The organism is Streptomyces sp. NPDC048441 (assembly GCF_043200235.1).
GTDB lineage: Bacteria > Actinomycetota > Actinomycetes > Streptomycetales > Streptomycetaceae > Streptomyces.
This window is the reverse complement of record NZ_JBICXM010000016.1, coordinates 36,827-53,929: the sequence shown is the minus strand read 5'-3', so window position 1 is coordinate 53,929 and position 17,103 is coordinate 36,827. Positions and strand designations below refer to the sequence as shown.

Annotated in this window: 12 protein-coding genes; 2 read left to right on the top strand and 10 right to left on the bottom strand. The window is 68.9% G+C overall.

Annotated elements, in window-relative coordinates; genetic code table 11:
- The first annotated feature begins 67 nt into the window (after window positions 1–67).
- Window positions 68–769 carry a FadR/GntR family transcriptional regulator gene (locus ACGFSB_RS31675; protein ID WP_393406335.1) on the top strand — a complete coding sequence of 234 codons (702 nt, stop codon included), beginning with the start codon at window positions 68–70 and terminating at the stop codon, window positions 767–769.
- A gap of 110 nt (window positions 770–879) precedes the next feature.
- Here the strand turns inward: ACGFSB_RS31675 and ACGFSB_RS31670 are convergent, their stop codons facing one another.
- The 5 genes from ACGFSB_RS31670 to ACGFSB_RS31650 all read right to left on the bottom strand — a co-directional run bounded on the left by ACGFSB_RS31670 (window position 880) and on the right by ACGFSB_RS31650 (window position 8,668).
- Window positions 880–3,924 carry an alpha-mannosidase gene (locus tag ACGFSB_RS31670; protein ID WP_393406332.1) on the bottom strand — a complete coding sequence of 1,015 codons (3,045 nt, stop codon included), beginning with the start codon at window positions 3,922–3,924 and terminating at the stop codon, window positions 880–882.
- Between the two features lie 215 nt (window positions 3,925–4,139).
- Window positions 4,140–5,390: a glycosyl hydrolase gene (locus tag ACGFSB_RS31665; protein ID WP_393406330.1), complete on the bottom strand. Its 1,251-nt coding sequence runs from the start codon at window positions 5,388–5,390 to the stop codon at window positions 4,140–4,142.
- Between the two features lie 76 nt (window positions 5,391–5,466).
- Window positions 5,467–6,408 carry a carbohydrate ABC transporter permease gene (locus ACGFSB_RS31660; protein ID WP_393406328.1) on the bottom strand — a complete coding sequence of 314 codons (942 nt, stop codon included), beginning with the start codon at window positions 6,406–6,408 and terminating at the stop codon, window positions 5,467–5,469.
- A complete protein-coding gene (locus ACGFSB_RS31655) occupies window positions 6,405–7,337 on the bottom strand; it encodes a carbohydrate ABC transporter permease (protein ID WP_393406325.1) in 933 nt (310 codons plus the stop codon). Before ACGFSB_RS31655 ends, ACGFSB_RS31660 begins: the two co-directional genes overlap by 4 nt.
- A 23-nt stretch (window positions 7,338–7,360) precedes the next feature.
- Window positions 7,361–8,668, bottom strand: coding sequence for an extracellular solute-binding protein (locus ACGFSB_RS31650; protein ID WP_393406322.1), 1,308 nt, complete (start codon window positions 8,666–8,668; stop codon window positions 7,361–7,363).
- A 251-nt stretch (window positions 8,669–8,919) separates the two neighbouring features.
- Here ACGFSB_RS31650 and ACGFSB_RS31645 point away from each other — a divergent pair, with 251 nt between their 5' ends.
- Window positions 8,920–9,954 carry a LacI family DNA-binding transcriptional regulator gene (locus tag ACGFSB_RS31645; protein WP_393406319.1) on the top strand — a complete coding sequence of 345 codons (1,035 nt, stop codon included), beginning with the start codon at window positions 8,920–8,922 and terminating at the stop codon, window positions 9,952–9,954.
- A 51-nt stretch (window positions 9,955–10,005) separates the two neighbouring features.
- Here ACGFSB_RS31645 and ACGFSB_RS31640 read toward each other — a convergent pair whose 3' ends face one another.
- The 5 genes from ACGFSB_RS31640 to ACGFSB_RS31620 all read right to left on the bottom strand — a co-directional run bounded on the left by ACGFSB_RS31640 (window position 10,006) and on the right by ACGFSB_RS31620 (window position 17,089).
- Window positions 10,006–10,407 carry a DUF4440 domain-containing protein gene (locus tag ACGFSB_RS31640; RefSeq protein WP_393406595.1) on the bottom strand — a complete coding sequence of 134 codons (402 nt, stop codon included), beginning with the start codon at window positions 10,405–10,407 and terminating at the stop codon, window positions 10,006–10,008.
- 127 nt (window positions 10,408–10,534) lie between these two features.
- On the bottom strand, window positions 10,535–12,178 hold the full coding sequence (locus tag ACGFSB_RS31635) for an alpha-L-fucosidase (protein WP_393406317.1): 1,644 nt from the start codon (window positions 12,176–12,178) through the stop codon (window positions 10,535–10,537).
- Between the two features lie 40 nt (window positions 12,179–12,218).
- Window positions 12,219–14,135 (bottom strand): family 20 glycosylhydrolase, encoded by a 1,917-nt coding sequence (locus ACGFSB_RS31630; protein WP_393406315.1) that lies wholly within the window; start codon window positions 14,133–14,135, stop codon window positions 12,219–12,221.
- A gap of 110 nt (window positions 14,136–14,245) precedes the next feature.
- The gene (locus tag ACGFSB_RS31625) at window positions 14,246–16,708 is read right to left on the bottom strand and encodes an alpha-L-fucosidase (RefSeq protein ID WP_393406312.1); all 2,463 of its coding nucleotides are present in this window, start codon (window positions 16,706–16,708) and stop codon (window positions 14,246–14,248) included.
- Between the two features lie 207 nt (window positions 16,709–16,915).
- On the bottom strand, window positions 16,916–17,089 hold the full coding sequence (locus tag ACGFSB_RS31620; RefSeq protein ID WP_393406310.1) for a hypothetical protein: 174 nt from the start codon (window positions 17,087–17,089) through the stop codon (window positions 16,916–16,918).
- Window positions 17,090–17,103: the final 14 nt, after the last annotated feature.

Genomic DNA, 17,103 nt, shown 5'->3' with positions numbered 1-17,103 from the left:
AGGCCGTAGTGGTCCGACCACATCTCTGGTTAGACTGCGGCGCACTCGGCTAGTGGAGGAGCGTTACGTGGACCAGACCGCCCCGCAGAAGGGCACCGTGACGCAGCGGGCCATCGACCAGGTCAAGGCGATGATCGGCGAGGGCCGGCTCGAACCGGGCGAACGACTGCCGACGGAACGGGACCTGGCCACGCAGCTGGGTATCTCGCGCAGTTCCATGCGGGAGGCGATCCGGGCGCTGACAGTGATGGGGGTCCTGGAGGCCCGGCACGGTTCGGGCATCTATGTCACGCAGTTGGAGGCCGGAGACCTCCTGGAGACCTTCGGCGTCGTGGCCGATCTGTCGCGCGGGCCACAGCTCGTGGAGCTCCTCGAGGTGCGCAGGGTCCTCGAGTCGACGGCGACCGCACTGGCGGCGGCCCGGATCACACCGGATCAACTCGCCGACGTGGAGAAGCACTTGGAGGCGATGAACGCCACGGAGGACCCCGAGGAGATCCTCTCCCACGACCTGGAGTTCCACCGCACGATCGCCTTCGCGGCGGGCAACGACACTATGGCGGCGATCCTGGACGGCCTGTCCTCACGCACGTTCCGTGCGCGGGTCTGGCGCGGTTACCAGGAAGAGGGCGCGTTCGAGCGGACCCGGCGTGAGCACGCACGGATCCACGGGGCGCTCGTGGCCCGCGACCCGGAGGCGGCGAAGGCTGCGGCGGCTGCGCATGTGGGGGAGGTCGAGTCGTGGCTTCGGGCGCAGCTGGACGAGTAGCGCACGGTTGATCACCGACTCCGCCTCTGAGTCTGATACCGAGTCCGTCTCGAACGCCGGACGGGCTGTATCCAGCCGATCCAGCCCGTCCGGCGTTCGAGGAGAAGGACTCAGGCCCGCGTCAACCGCAGCGTCACGAGCTCGAACGGCCGCAGCGTCAGCGCGACGCCGTCGCCCGCGCGCTCCGGCTCCGCGGCATCGGCGAGGGGCCGCTCGAGCAGGTCCGTCACCGCGACCGACCCGACCGGGAAACCGGCCGTCAGCGTGGCCTTCGCCCGCCCGCCGCGCGACTCGTGGAAGCGGACGACCACGTCACCGCTGCCGTCGTCGGCGAGCTTGACCGCCGTGACGACTACGGCGTCGTTGTCGACTGTCACCAGCGGGGCCACCTCGGTGCCGCCCGTGATCCGCCGCTCGGGAAGGTTGATCCGGTACCCCTCACGCACCGCGTCGCCGATCCCTGCCCCGGGGACCAGCGCGTGCCGGAAGCGGTGGACGCCCTGGTCCGTCTCGGGGTCGGGGAAGCGCGGGGCACGGAGCAACGAGACCCGCACGGTCGTCGTCGTACCGGCGTCGCCCGTGGCGCGGACCGTGCGCGTCACGTCATGGCCGTACGTCGAGTCGGTGACGAGGGCGACGCCCCAGCCCGGCTCCTCCATGTGCACGAAGCGGTGGTTGCACGCCTCGAACTTGGCGGCCTCCCAGCTCGTGTTGGTGTGCGTGGCCCGGTAGAAGTGGCCGAACTGCGTCTCCGACGCGTACCGCTCCGCGTGGATGTCCAACGGGAACGCCAGCTTCAGGAACTTCTCCGTCTCGTGCCAGTCGACCTCGGTGTCGATGTCGATGCGCGTGGAACCGGGCGCGAGCGAAAGCACCTGCGTGAGCCGCGAGTCGCCGAAGCTCCGCACGACACGGACCGAAGCGCCGTCCTTGCCCGGCTCGCTCTCGCCCGGCTCGACCGCGTCCGCCTCGGTGAGATCGGTGACGGTGTTCCGGTAGAACTCGTCCACGTCCCACGCGTCCCACATGTTCGGGAAGTCGGCGTGGATCTGCGGCAGGTTCGCCGCGAGGCCGGGTGCGACGGTCTCGCGGTCGGCCACGATGTCGTACGCCGAGACGATGAGCCCGTGCGCGTCGATCTCGACCCTCAGCAGACCGTTGTCGAGGACGTAGCCGCCGTCGGCGCGCGAAGCGATCGCCGACTGGCCGTCGACAGTGGCGGGGCGCGCGCCGCCCGCCGGGACGCCTTCGCGGGTGTGCGGGGTGGAGTTGAAGACGAGGGTCCCCGTGCCGCCCTCCTCCCCCGCGAGCGCGCGCTGGGCCGCGTCGATGATGCCGTTCAGCTCGTCGGCGACCGCCGCGTACGTCGCACGCGCCTCCCTGTGCACCCAGGCAATGGACGAACCGGGCAGGATGTCGTGGAACTGGTGGAGCAGGACCGTCTTCCAGATGCGGTCCAATTCCTCGTAGGGGTACGAGAATTCCGGCGACCGCACGGCAGCCGTGGCCGCCCACAGCTCCGCTTCCCGGAGCAGGTGCTCGCTGCGGCGGTTGCCCTGCTTGGTGCCCGCCTGGCTGGTGAGGGTGGCGCGGTGGAGCTCCAGGTACAGCTCGCCGACCCAGACGGGGGCGTTCGGGTACTCCGCCTCGGCCTTCTCGAAGAAGGCGGCGGGGGTCTCCCACTCGACGGTCGCCGAGCCCTCCAGGTTACTCAGGCGTCCCGCCTTCGCGATCATTTCGCGGGTGGTGCCGCCGCCTCCGTCGCCCCAGCCGGTCGGCGCGAGGGAGTGCCGGGCGACTCCCTTGTCCTTGAAGTTCTTCGCCGCGTGGGCGATCTCGCTGCCCTTCATCGAGCAGTTGTAGGTGTCGACGGGCGGGAAGTGCGTGAAGATGCGGGTGCCGTCGATGCCTTCCCAGTTGAAGGTGTGGTGCGGGAAGCGGTTGGTCTGCGACCAGGAGATCTTCTGCGTGAGCAGCCACTTGGACCCGGCCGCCTTGATGATCTGCGGAAGCCCTGCCGCGAAGCCGAAGGTGTCGGGCAGCCAGGCCTCGTCGTTCTCGACGCCGAACTCGTCGAGGAAGAAGCGCTTGCCGTGCACGAACTGGCGGGCCATCGCCTCCGACCCCGGCATGTTCGTGTCCGACTCGACCCACATGCCGCCCGCGGGCACGAACCGCCCGTCGGCGACCGCCTTCTTGACCTTCGTCCACACCTCGGGCCTGTGCTCCTTGACCCACGCCCATTGCTGCGCCTGCGACATGGCGAAGACGAAGTCGGGCTCGTCCTCGAGAAGGGCCGTCATGTTGGAAGTGGTCCTGGCGACCTTGCGCACCGTCTCGCGTAGCGGCCACAGCCACGCGGAGTCGATGTGCGCGTGACCGACGGCGCTGATGCGGTGGGCCGATGGCTCGGCGGGGCTGGCGAGGACTGCTTCGAGCTCGGCGCGGGCGGCGGGCGCCGAGCCGTTCACGTCCTGGAGGTCGACGGCGTCGAGGGCGCGACCGATGGCGCGCACGACGGCGTAACGCCGCCCGGAGTCCTCGGGCAGCTCCTGCATCAGCTCGCCGAGCACTTCGAGGTCGATCACCAGCTGCCACACGGTCTCGTCGAAGACGGCGAGGTCCATGCGGGCGAGCTTGTACTGAGGCTCGCTCCCTGCCGTCTCCTTGTCACCGAGCTGGGTGGGCAGGAAGGGGTGGTAGTCGAGGATGACGGGGTTGGAGGCGCCCTCGATGTGCAGGTGGACGTCTTCACCGCCGGTCGCGGGGGCGGCGATCCGCACCCACTGGTTGCGGGGGTTGAGGCCCTTCACCGGGGTGCCGTCCGGGCGGTAGACGAGGCCTTCGCACTGGAATCCGGGCATGTTCTCGTCGAAGCCGAGGTCGAGGATGGCCTCGACTGTCTTCCCCGCCCATTCCTTGGGCACGGTGCCGATCACCCGGAACCAGCTGGTGGCCCAGGGGGCGCCCCAGGCGGCGCCGACCGCCGTCGGCTCGGGGGTGGCGGCGAGGCCTTCTGCTACCGGCACGGGTTCGCCCGGGGCGGTCCATACGGCTACGTCCAGGGGGATGGACTCGGGGTATACGGCGGGGCGGATGCGTTCGTCGAGGACGCGCTTGAGGCGGGCCTCTATGAGGGTGCGGTCGTCGTGCATGGTGCTCTCCGTTTGTGTGTTGCGTGTTGGGCGGGGGTGGGCGGGTCTCCTTCTCCCCAACCCCACCCCTTCCCGGCTGCATCTATTAGCGGCTCCGCCCCAGACCCCGATCCTCAAACGCCGGAGAGGCTGAATCTTTCAGCCGTCCGGCGATTGAGGACGCTCCCGCGCAGCGGGTTCTCGGGAAGGGGCGGGGTTGGGGAGAGATCTTGGTCCTAGCCAACCTCCCCCGGCCGCACAACCTCCGTAATGCCCCGCGCAGCCAAGTGCGGCAAGTCCCCAGCCCTACTCGCCAGCACCGCGGCAGGCCGAACCCCGTCCGCAACGAGGCCCATGAACGCCTCGAACACCGCTCCCCCAGGAGCGCACGCGGACCGCGCCGCGGCGGAGTCGTCCACGACCACCGCGGTCGTCCGCACGGCGGGCGCATACTCCCGCCCCCGCCACTCCTTGGCGAGCCGGGCCAGCACCTCGCCTCCCGGTTTGACCCGCCCCTCGTTCGTCAACAGCCCCAGGCTGTACTCAAGTTCAGGGAAGTCAGCCAGCGAACGCGACACATCGTGGGAGCACCACCACGTCACTCCCCACACATCCGCGCAGTCCAGCGCCGCCGCGACCGTCGCCTCCGTGAAGGAAGCCGCGTGCTCGGCCGGGATGAGGGGAGCGGGCGCGCCCACCTCCTGGAGCCAGACAGGGCGGTGCGGATCGTCCGCCCAGGCCTTGGACAACTCGATCATGTACGCCGCGTGCTGCGCGGTGGCCACGCTCTCCCGCCCGTACCGCTGTGCCGTGCCGTTGAAAACCCAGGAGTGCACGGCGGTCGCACCGCCGAGCCGTGCGGCCTGCGCCGGGGTGAAGGGCTGGTCGTCCTGGTACCAGGCGGCGTCGTACTCGGCGTGCAGATGCAGCTTGCCGGGCGCACCCTCCTCGCACGCGGCGAGCACCCGCCGGAGCCACTCCCCCGCTTGGTCCTCGGTGATCCGGTCAGGATCGGGATGCGGGCCCGCCGAGAACTGATTGACCTCGTTCCCGATGGTCATCCCGATGAAGTTCGGCCGGTCGGCGAGCGCGGCAGCGAGCGTGCGCAGGTACGCGACCTCCCCCTCCACCACATCGGCATCGGTGAAGATGTTCCGCCGGTGCCACGTCTGCGTCCACGCGGGCAGGAAGTCGAAACTGGACAGGTGCCCCTGTAGCCCGTCGACGTTGACGTCGAGCCCGCGCTCGGCGGCGGCGTCCGCGAGGGCGACGAGCTGCTCCACGGCACGCGGCCGGATCAGGGTGCGGTTGGGCTGGAAGTACGGCCAGATCGGGAAGACCCGGATGTGGTCGAGGCCGAGCGCGGCGATCGCGTCGAGGTCGGTGCGCACGGCGTCGATGTCGAAGTCGAGCCAGTGGTGGAACCACCCTTGGCTGGGGGTGTAGTTCGCGCCGAAGCGCGGCACGGCGAGGGGCACGCGAGGCATACGAGTCCTGGTTCTCGGGGGTGCGGGGGGTTGTACGCGGTACGACAACGGGGACAGCGGGCAGACCCAGGCCGCTTCAGCCCTTCACCGCCCCCTCGCCCACCCCGCGGAAGAAGTACCGCTGGAGACAGGCGAAGAGGACGATCAGCGGAAGGACGGCGATGACCGTGCCCGCGGCGACGAGCCGTTCGTCGTTGGCGAAGGTGCCGTGCAGATAGTTCAGGCCGATGGTCAGGGTGAACTTGCCCGGGTCGCTCAGTACGATCAGCGGCCACAGGAAGTCGTCCCAGGCGCCCATGAAGGCGAAGATCGCCACCACGGCGAGGGTTCCCTTGACCGCGGGCAGGGAGATCCGCAGGAACCGCTGCCAGACGTTCGCGCCGTCGACATAGGCGGCTTCCTCGATCTCGTACGGCAGGTTCAGGAAGGCATTGCGCATCAGCAGGACGTTGAGCGCGGAGACGCAGGCGGGCAGCAGCACACCGATGAGGGTGTTGTTCAGACCCAGCTCCCGCATGGTCGTGAACTGGGCGATGATGATGCCCTCCACGGGCACCAGCATGGCGAGGATGAAGACGAGCGTGGCCGCCCTGCGGCCCCGGTAGCGCAGGCGCGCGAGGGCGTAGCCGGCGAGGGTGGCGCCCACACAGTTGGTCACCACGTTGGCGGCGGCCACCTTCAGGGAGTTGAGCGCGTAGTCCCAGACAGGGATGGTGTCCGCGACCCGCTCGTAATTGTGGAAGGTCGGGTTGCTCGGCAGGAACTTGGGCGGGGAGCTGAAGATGTTCTCGTGCGGGCCCTTCAGGGAGGTGGAAAGCTGCCAGAGGAAGGGGCCGACCATCAGCGCAAGGACGGCGAGCAGGAGTGCGTAGCGCAGGACGATCTCCCACACGGGCATCCTGCGGCCGTTCTCGTCGGTGATCCGCCCGCGCTTCCGGGCACCGGGCTTGCGGACCTTCCCCTTGGCCTGCTGTTCCGCCTGCTCAGTCTTCTTCGTGTCCGTCGTCGCGGTGCTCACGCGTCCTCCTTCCGGTCCGCGCGCAGCACGAGCAGCATCAGCGCGACGGTGACGATGAAGACGACGACCGACATGGCCGACGCGTATCCGACGCGGCCGGTCAGGCCGGTGCCGACGCGCTGCACCAGCATCACGAGCGTGGTGTCCTCGCCCGCCGGGCCGCCGTTGGGCCCGGCCATCAGGTAGACCTCGGTGAACACCTTGAAGGCGGCGACCGATGACAGCGCGGCGACCAGGACCATCGTGGAGCGCACTGCGGGCACGGTGACGGTGAAGAAGCGGCGTACCGCGCCCGCACCGTCCACCGAGGCGGCCTCGTGGAGTTCGCGGGGCACGTTGGCGAGCGCCGCCAGATAAATGATCATGTAGTAGCCGAGGCCTTTCCAGACCGTGACGGCCATGGCGCTGAACAGGAGCAGCCACTGGTCGCTGAGGAAGCCGACCGAGCCGACGCCCACCGCCTCGAGCACCGCGTTGACCAGACCCCGTTCATCCAGCATCCACACCCAGATCAGGCCCACCACGACGATGGACGCGACCACCGGCGTGTAGAAGGCGGACCGGAAGAAGGTGATGCCGGGGATGTGCTTCTGGACGAGCATCGCGAGCAGCAGCGGCAGCAGGACGAGCGCGGGGACGACCCCGACGATGTACAGCGTCGAGTTGCGGAGCCCGATCCAGAACATGTCGTCGTGCAGCAGCTCCCGGAAGTTGTCCAGGCCGACGTACTCCCCCGGTATCAGGGTCCGCTTGTCGGTGAAGGAGTTGATGAGCGTGCTGACGAACGGATAGAGGATGAAGATGCCGACGATCAGCAGCCCGGGGGCGGCGAACAGCCAGGGGCTTGAGGGCAGTTGACGCCTGATGCGTCTGCGTGGGCTGCCGTCGGCGGCGACGCGGGGAACAGTGGCGGCGCTTGAGGTTTTCATGGTGGTGGTCCCGTGTCGTCTTCTCAGCTCTGCTTCAGCAGCCGATCGCAGTTCTTGACAGCGTTGTCAAGTGCTTCCTTGGGGCTCTCCTTGCCCTGGAGGGCCTTGCCCACGCTGTTGCGCAGCTCGATCTTCATCTGCTCGCTGAACAGCACGGGCGTGTAATTGACCGCGGTCTTGATGGACTTGGCGGCGGCGATGCGGACGCGTGTGTCGTCCGTCCCGTCCTCCTTGGTGAAGTACGGGTCGTCGAGCGAGCCCTGCGTGCTGGGGAAGATCGCGACCTTCTTGGCGAAGGACATCTGGTGCTGGGCGTCCGTCACGTAGTGGGCGAAGGCCACGGCGGCGGGCGTCTGCTTGGTGCGGGTGTTCACCATCACCCCCATCACGTACATGTTGTCCTTGCCCGTGTTGGTGATCTGCGGGGTGATCCCGATGTTCTTGTAGAGGGAGGGCGCCTCCTTCTTGAACTTACCGAGGTCCAGGGCACTTCCGGGGTTCATGGCGACGGCCTCGGTGAGGAACTTCTTGCCCGTCGACTCGGGCGTCGCGTTGAGCGCCTGCCCGTCGAGGCCCTTGGCGTCGTACAACTCCTTGTACTTCTTGAGGAGTTCGACACCCTTGGGACCGTTGAAGGTGAACTTGGTCCCGTCCTTGTCCATCAGCGGTGCGCCGTAGCGCCCGAAGTCCTCGATGGTGGGGATGTTGGCGAGCGTGGCGGTCTTGCCGTTGCTCTTCTCCGCCAACTTGTGTGCGTCGTCGAAGAGTTCGTCGTACGTCTTCGGGGGCTTGTCGGCGTCGAGCCCCGCGTCCTTGAAGATCCGCTTGTTGTAGAAGAGCGGCCCGGTGTTCAGATACCAGGGGAAGGCGTACGTCCCCTTTGTGCCCGGTATCTGGTGGCTCTTCCACGCCCCCGGCAGGTACTCCTTCTCGTACTTGCCCGCGGCCTTGTCGAGGTCGAGCGCGAGACCGGCCTTGGCGAGCGGGGCCACCAGGTCGGGCGAGACGTTCACGACGTCGGGGAGGGTTCCCGCGGCGGCGTCGGCGCTGATCTTGTCGGCGTAGCCCTCGCCGGGCTGGTCGACCCAGTGCACCTTCGTGCCCGGGTACTTCTTCTCGAAGCCGTCGACGACGCCCTCGAAGTACGACTTGAAGTTGGCCTTCAGGTTCCAGGTCTGGAAGGTGATGTCGCCTTCGATCTTGCCGGAGGCGTCCGTGGAGCCGCCGCCGTCACCGCCGTCGCCGCAGGCGCTCAACGGCAGAAGGACAGCGAGGACGGCGGCAGCGGCGGCTGCCCTTCGGGGGATGCGGGGGTGATGGGAGATGCGCACGGTGAAACGGCTCCTTTGCTCGGCCCAGCGTGAGGCAGACCTTGCATGGAACCCCGGTAAAAAGTCAATGGATTCGTTGAATAATCCTTGCCGTCCTCATCAACTATGCAGGTCAGTGCGGTGTGTTCGACTTCTTGCGGCGATCGACTAATGCGCTTTAGAGTGGTCGGGCTCAAGCGCATTAGTATGTGCGCAACAGGAAAGGGGCAACACGGGTGCAAGGCAAGCGGTCCCCGGCACGCCGGCCGACCATGAAGGACATCGCGCGCCGCGCCGGAGTCTCCGAGAGCGCCGTGTCCTTCGCGCTCAACGACCGGCCCGGAGTCTCCGACGTCACCCGCGACCGCGTCCGCAGGGTCGCCGAGCAGCTGGGCTGGCACCCGAGCACGGCGGCGCGCGCCCTGTCCGGTGAGGGCTCCGCGACGGTGGGTCTCGTGGTGGCGAGGCCCGCGGGGACACTCGGCGTCGACTCCTTCTTCCTGCAGCTGATCTCGGGCATCCAGGAGGCCCTCGCGGAGCGTCGCCTCGGCCTGCTCTTCCAGGTGGTGGAGGACGTCGCCGCCGAGTGCGCGGTCTACCAGCGCTGGTGGGCCGAGCACCGGGTGGACGGCGTCCTGGTCGTGGACCCGCGCACGGACGACCCCCGCCCTGCCCTGCTCGACGAGTTGGGGCTGCCCGCGGTGCTGACGGGCGGCGTGCCCGACCCGGACGCCGACCACTCCGGCCTCTCCACGGTCTGGGCGGACGACGCGGGCGCGATGGCATCGGTCGTGGACCACTTGCACGCCCTCGGCCACCGCCGCATCGTGCACATCGCGGGCCTGCCGGGACTCGCGCACACTGAGCGGCGCATCCGCACTCTGCGGGCCGAGGCGGAGCGCCGCGACCTGTCCGAGGTCCGCTCGGTGACCACGGACTACTCGGACTCGGAGGGGGCGGCGGTCACGCGGCGGGTCCTCTCCGCGCCTTCACCGCCGACGGCTCTCGTGTACGACAACGACGTGATGGCCGTCGCCGGGGTGGCAGCGGCGGCGGCGCTCGGGGTCAGCGTGCCGGGCGATGTGTCGGTGGTCGCGTGGGAGGACTCGGCGCTGTGCCGGATGGTGCATCCATGGCTGACGGCACTGTCCCGCGACACCGTGTCCTTCGGGCGGACGGCGGCGCGCGAGCTCCTGTCGCTCCTGGACGACGGCCCCGCGGCGACGGTCCAGGTGCCGCTGCCCACGCTGATCGAGCGGGAGAGCACGGGGCTGCGGGCCGGGGCCGAGCCGCCCCTGCCGGGGTAGCGCTCGACAGAGCCGGCACGTCCGACCGCAGGGACGCGGACGGCCCGGCGGTCAGGCCTTGTCGTACCAGGAGAAGGCCGCGATCCGCCAGCCGTCCGACGGGGTGCGGACGAACTGGATGGTCTTCGTCCCGCCGCCCTCGAACGGCTCTCCGTCCAGGATCCCGGATTTGCGGTACTCGCCGAACCGCGAGGCGATGTCACCCTCGATCTCGGTCCGCTCGGAGGTCTCCCACTCCGAGAACTCCACCAACCGGCCGTCCGTCAGGAGCCGTTGGCGGGGCTCGATGAACTCGTCCACCGTGTAGACCGAGAACTGTGGTCCTGTCGCGACGATCACGCCACCCGGGATGACGAGGCGGCGCAGCCTGGCCACGTCGGCGTGCTTGCCGCCCACGTTGTCGAAGGCGCCGAAGAACTCGGCGGTCACGGCGTCGATCTCATTCTTGGACATGGCGGAGTTGGACATGGCGGAGACGGTAACACCGGGCAGGGGCGCCGGACATCGAAGGCCGAACGGCCGGGAGCCACGCCTCGCGGAACAAGCGCAAGCCCTCCACGCGGCTCCCGGAGCACAGCCCCTACACCCGCGACCGGTACAACCCGAACTCCGCCAACCGCACCGCGCCCCGCGACCCCGTCACCCGAAGCCGCCACTCCCGGGCCCGCACGGGCGAGGCCAGGGTCAGGACCCGGCTCGCGCCCACCGTGTCCACCTCGGTCACGAGGGACCACCCGGCCCCGGAGGACACCCGTGCCTCGATCACCGCGTGCTCCAACTGCTGCCCCTGCCGGATCGCCTCCCCGAGCCGGATCCGGTCCACCTCGCGCGCCTCGCCGAGGTCGACCGTGAGCGTCCCCTTGGATGGCGCCGGGCACGTCCACGCCGTGTCCGGGTCGCCGTCCACCGCGTACGACGGACGGCTGCCGTCCCCTCGGGCCCGCGCGCCCCGCGCGAAGTCCTCCGGCAGTTCGCGGCCGATCCGCTCGTGGAACTCCCGCAGGCGGGCCACGTCCGCCGCCGGGAGCAGGCCTCGCTTGTCCGGCGGGATGTTGAGGAGCAGTACCGAGTTGCGGCCCACCGACCGGAACCAGATGTCCGTCAACTGCTCGACGGACTTGGGCTGTTGGTCGTCGTGGTAGAACCACCCCGGGCGGATCGACACATCGCACTCCGCCGGCCACCACTGCACGTACTGGGCGACCGCCCTCGCCTCGGCGAGCGCGGCCCTGCTCCCCTGGTCGGGCGCGTCGTACTTCAGGGCGTAGTCGATGCTCCCGTTCCCCGAGTCCTTGACCGGGACGACGCTCCACTCGTCCTCGCGCGCGAGCCCGCCCTCGTTGCCCACCCAGCGGACGTCCGGGCCGCGTACGGCGACCGTCGCGTTCGGGGCCAGGGCGCGGATGACCGCATACCAGCTGTCCCAGTCGTACGTCTCGACCTTCTCCGGCGGGATCCGACCCTGCGCACCGTCGAACCACACCTCGTCCACGGGCCCGTACTCGGTGAGCACCTCGTACAGCTGGTTGAGCATGTGCGCGCCGTAGTCGGTCGCGTCGAGCGTGAACGACCGTACGGCGGCGGCGCCCGCCCTGTCGTCGCCCTCGACCGGCGTGGGAATGGTCCGCTGCGAGCGCGCGCTGCCGTTGGCGTACACGCCGTGCAGGTACTGGTTCTCGTCGGCGGGCGAGATGTAGACGCCCACCTTGATCCCGTACCGCCGCAGGGAATCGGCGAACGAGCGCAGTACGTCGCCCTTTCCGCCCTGCCAACTGCTGCTCACCACACTGTGCTTGGTGTAGCGCGACGGGTAGAGGACGAATCCGTCGTGGTGCTTGACGGTGAGGATGGCCAGCTTGAAGCCCCCGTCGCGCAGGGCCCGCGCCCACTGGTCCGTATCGAGGCCCGAGGGCTGGAAGACGTCGGGGTCCTCGTCGCCCGTGCCCCATTCCAGGCCTGTGAAGGTGTTCACCCCGAAGTGCAGGAACGCGGTCTGCTCCAGGCGCTGCCAGGCGATCTGCCGTTCCGTGGGCCGGACTCGGGAGGCCTTGGTGACGACCTCGTCCGGGGAGTCGGCGGGGCTGATCGGAATCCGGTAGGGCGGTTGGGGAGCGGCGGCGGCGCCCACGGGGCGGCCGGGTGCGGCGAGCGCGAGGGAACTGCTCGATGCGGCGACTGCCGTGGTGACGGCGGCGGTCACGAAAAGACGTCTGCTGACGGTCATGGGTGTGCGGGTCTCCCTGTCGTGTCGTGTGGCAGTGGGCTCAGCTGGTGGTCAAGGTCCAGGCCGCCGGGGTCTGTTGATCCGCCGGGAACTGCTGAAGCCGCCCGTCCCCGGTGACGTACACGGACATCCGCGTGATCGCGTTCGTCAGCCGGTAGCCGTCCGCGCCCTTCACCAGCTGCCATCGCTGCAAGGTGTTCGCCGCGTCGCACGTCTCCGGCGTGACCGAACTTCCCGGCTCCAGAGGCACGTTGAGCGTGAGCTTGCCGCTGCGGGTCTCCAGGCAGGTGCCGTCGGCCACGGACTTCAGGGTGACGTAGCCGTCGGCGGTGCGCTTGATCTCGTAGGCGGTGGGTTCGGCCGCTCCCTTGGTGTCCCGCAGGGTGTACGTCCCATCGGCGATCGGAGACCGCGTCAGGTCGCGCCAACCGGGCGCGTGGCCCACGGACTTGGCGCGGGCGGTGAAGTCCGTGTACGTCGGGTCGGGGTGTGCGGAACCCCAGGTGACCTGCGCGATATGGCTGAGCGGCAGCGCCATGGAGGCCGCGACCTCGTTCTCGGTCTCGCCCCTGCCGTTGTCGGGCCACAGGCTGATCTTCGCGCCGGTGATGCCGTCCCGCGACGCGAGCTTCTCGCCCTCGAAGCTGCGCGGGTCCCACGCCTTGTCGTACAGCGCCTTGGTGTCGGTGTGGAAGCCGCCGCGGACGAGGTAGAGGGCGTACGCGGCGTTCTGCAACGGGTATCCCTGTGCGATGAGTCGGCTCGGCTTCGTCTTCACGTCGAGCCAGTGCTCGACGCTCGTCCCCGCCGCGACCGGCACGGTGTTCGCACCCGTCAGACCGTCGTTCCAGATGCGCAGTTGCTTGCCCTTGCCCGCCGCATACGTGTGCACCCGGTTGATGAAGTCGACGAAGGCGTCCTGCGGGGTCGCCTTCTCGCCGTACTTCTTCTTCGCGTATTCGAGGATCTGCGGGTACTTGGCGAAGTCGGAGCCGAGCATGTACTCGTCGGCACCCATGTGCCAGGACTTCGCGGGGAACACGTCGGCGTACTCGTCGATGAGACTCGTGTAGTAGGAGAAGGCCTCGTCCTTGGTGATGTCGAGGCGCGACGGCTGCGGCTTGCCGTCGGAGTCGGTCAGCTGGAGGTCGGTGCGCTTCTCCAGCCAAGGGTCCATGTGGCCCGGTGAGTTGATCTCCGGGATGATCGTGACGTGGTACTTCTCGCCGAGTGCGACGAGTCGGCGTATCTCACTCTTCGTGTAGTAGCCCCAGGAGTTGGCCTCGGGGTGCTTGTCGCTCTTCACCTTGAGTTCAAGGAGCAGTTGGTTCTGCTTGTTGTACGCCATGTCGCGTACGAGGTTCTCCAGCCAGGGCGTCGAGATGTGGATGTAGCAGGCGCAGACGCCTACGCCGCGTTCCTTGTACTGGGGAACGTCGACCGTGCGTCCGGCCGGGACGCGGTCGCTCTTGGCGAGCAGCTGGAGGAGCGTGCGGGTGCCGTAGAAGGCGCCGGTCTCGGTCGCACCGGTGATCTCCAGGCGGTTGGCCGCGCGGAGTTCGTACCCTTCGGCGCCGAGCGGTTTCTGCTCGGGAGCGACGGCGATGACGATGTCGCCGTCGCGCGGGGCACCGCCGGTGACCGGCACCCGGCCCTCGCCCGCCGCACGCAGATCCTCCGCGAGGGTACGGGCGACCTGCCGCGCCGCCGGGCCGTGTGCGATGAGGCGGGTGTCCTGGGTGTAGGCGTAACTCCCCTTCTGTGGCGTCCAGTCGGTGAGGGCGGGGACGGTGCGGGGCGGGTCCGCGGTGGGCTGCGGCGTCCCCCCGGCCGCCCGAGCCGCCGGGAGCGGCGCCGTGAGCAGCAGCAGGGCCACCACGGCGCCTCTCAGCCGACGCGGACGCGCGCGGGGCGCTCGAGATGCGCGGGGCGTGAAGATCGTGCGCAGGTCAGTCATGACATCCGATGATTCAAGCGACCCCCGCCGCAGTCAATGCATTGACTGCGGCGGGGGCTTGGACATTTACGCCGATCCATCGGATGAATCTGCATTACCGTCTGACGCCCTCAGTCGCGCCACTCCACCTTGAACACCCACACGTGCTCGCCCGTCTTACGCGCGGCCGCCGGTACGTCGATGACCAGCGCGTCCCCCGTCGTACGCCAGGTCAGCGGCCGCCGATACCCCAGCATCGTCACCTTGTCACCGCTCCCGATCGGCACCGGCGCCTCGACGGTGAGCTTGGCGCCGGGCTCGGCCAGTGAGTGGATGTAGAACGCCTTGTTCTGTCGGACGGTGAAGCGCAGGTCGTCGCCGAGCTGCGCCATCCGGGACCAGTAGGTCGTCTCGTAGATCGCCTCGCCGTTGGTCTTGAGCCACTGCCCCGTCTCCCGCAGCCGGGTCTGCATGATCTCCGGGATGGTGCCGTCCGCGCGCGGACCGATGTCGAGCAGGAAGTTGCCGTTCTTGGAGACGATGTCGACGAGGCTGTGCACGATCTCCTCGGTGGTCATGTATTTATCGTCGGGCGTCTCGGCGTTGTAGCCGTAGCTGAACGGGTCGAGTCCGCGGCTCGACTCCCACTTGGCGACGACGGTGTTGTCGTACGTCGTGTACTCGGGCGTCGTGAAGTCGTGGAACGGGATGCCCGCGCGGTTGTTGACCGCGACCTCGCGCGGCTTCGGCCGGTTCTTGCCGTGGTTGAAGTACTCGGCGAGGACGTTGAGGCTGTCGTTCGGGCCGCCGATGTCGCACCACAGGAGCTCGGGGTCGTAGCCGCCCTTGATGAGCTCGAGCAACTGCTTGGCCTGGTAGTCCTTCACGAAGTCCTTGCCGGAGGTGTATCCGGTGTAGGGCACGGGTTCCAGGGTGTAGGGATTGCGCGGCGGGTAGAGGTCGCCCTTCCACGGCTGGTCCGGGTTGAACCACTCCGGCATCGAGAAGTACAGGGCCCGGTGCAGCTCGGGCGTATAGCGGCGCGAGGCGTCGAAGAGTTCCTTGATGAGGTCCTTCTCGGGGCCCATCTTGACGGAGTTGCGGTCGGAGACCTTGGTGTCCCAGAGCGCGAAGCCCTCGTGGTGCTTGGAGGTCAGGACGTGGTAGCGGGCGCCCGCGTCCCGGAAGAGCTCCACCCACGCGCGCGGGTCGAACTTCTCCGCCTTGAACCGCGGAATGAAGTCGTCGTACGCGAAGTCCTCGCCGTAGGTGTCACGGTGATGGGCATGCGTCGGGTTGTTCTTGTCCTGCATGTGCCGCCAGTACCACTCGGCGTACTGCTTGCCGACAGGCGCCCAGGCCGGCACCGAGTAGACACCCCAGTGGATGAAGATGCCGAACTTGGCGCCGTGGAACCAGTGCGGCGCCTGGTGGGTGGCCAGGGACTCGGCACTCGGCCGGTAGTCGGGTACGCCGAGCGTGAGCTTCCTGCCGGTGGTGGCCGCCGTCCCGCCGCGCCCCTCGGCGACGATCCGGCCGTCCTGCCGGGTGCCGGGCGCGACCCCGGTGCGATTGCGGATGCCGATGCGCACCCTGGCCTGCTCGCCGGGGTCGAGCCGCGTGACGGGCGCGGCGCTCACGGTGCGGGCACCGGGGACGTCGACGCCGATGGACACCGCGTCGGCTGCCAGGAGGGTGACGGTGCCCGCGTTGACGACGGTCGCCTCGACGCTCTGGGCGCCGCTCGACTCCAGGAGCGACACGGTGGAGCGGGCGTCGCGGAGGGTCAGCGCCCGCCCTTCCGCGACAGGCTGGACGGTGAGGGCGAAGACGTGCAGGGAGGCCTTGTCCGGCTTCGCCTCGCTGGTCGTCGGCAGGGTGATGGCGACGGCCTCGCGACGCGGGTCGAGCCACAGCTCGGATACGCCGATGCCGACCGGGTGCTGGTCCTTCGTACCGTCGGGCTTGTAGCGGTACGCCGCCGTGAGTCCGCTGCCGTCCGCGTACCAGTCGGGGCCGCCGAGACTCGCGCCGGTGGTGGAGCCGTCGGCGTAGTGCACGGTGGCGTGGCCCGCGGCGGAGCCGTAGCTGCCCGCGGCGAGGAAGAGCGCGGAGAGGTAGCGGCCCTTGGGCAGGTCGATGCGCTGGCCGAGGGCGACGACGTTGTTCTTGGCTCCGGCGGCCGATGACGGGAAGTCGTAGGGGACGCCGTCGATCTCGACACGCCCGGCCGGGAGTTCCTCGCCGGGGAAGGTGTGGCCGGAGCCGTCGAAGTCGCCGCCGCGCGAGGCGGCGGTGTCGATGCCGTCGTTGTCGAACCACTGCTCCAGCGAGACGGGGACAGGCGTGGGGACGGTTGCCCAGTCGCCGCCGCCCGGCGCCTCCGGTTCCCGCTGCTCCGGGTGGACGGACGGCGGGCTCGCATGGGCCGCGGCTGCCGGAATGAGGACGGCACCGGCGGCCGCCCCTGCCGTTGCTCCGATGAATCCGAGTGCGTGACGTCTGGGGAGCGCGGAGGCCGCCGCCGCGGAACCAGAGACAGAACCAGAGACAGAACCAGAAGAGGACTCGGGAAGTTCAGGATGCTCGGTCATGAGATCCGATGATTGAAGCGTGACGGAGGCCTGTCAATGCTCTTCACCGTGTTCATTCCCGGCAAGCGGAAGGCAATCACGCTCGATACCTCCGAGCTTTCCGCGAGACAGTACGACTCCGCCCAGGCCACCGGGCCTTCCCGACCCCTCACACGCCCGTGCCCCCTGCAGAAGGTTCGGCAGGGGGCACGCGGCGAAGCGGTCGGATCAGTCGATTCCGGGGAGGATGTGCGGCTCCGCGAGGTCGTCCTCGTAGCCGGCAAGACGGATCGGGGCTGCCTTGGCCCACGAATCCAGATTGCTGAGCTTGCATGGCCTGCCGGCCCGCTCGCCGCCACGTTCCGCCGGTCGCTTTTCCTGCTTCGTCAGATCTGGTGTCACCGCGCACTCCTTTG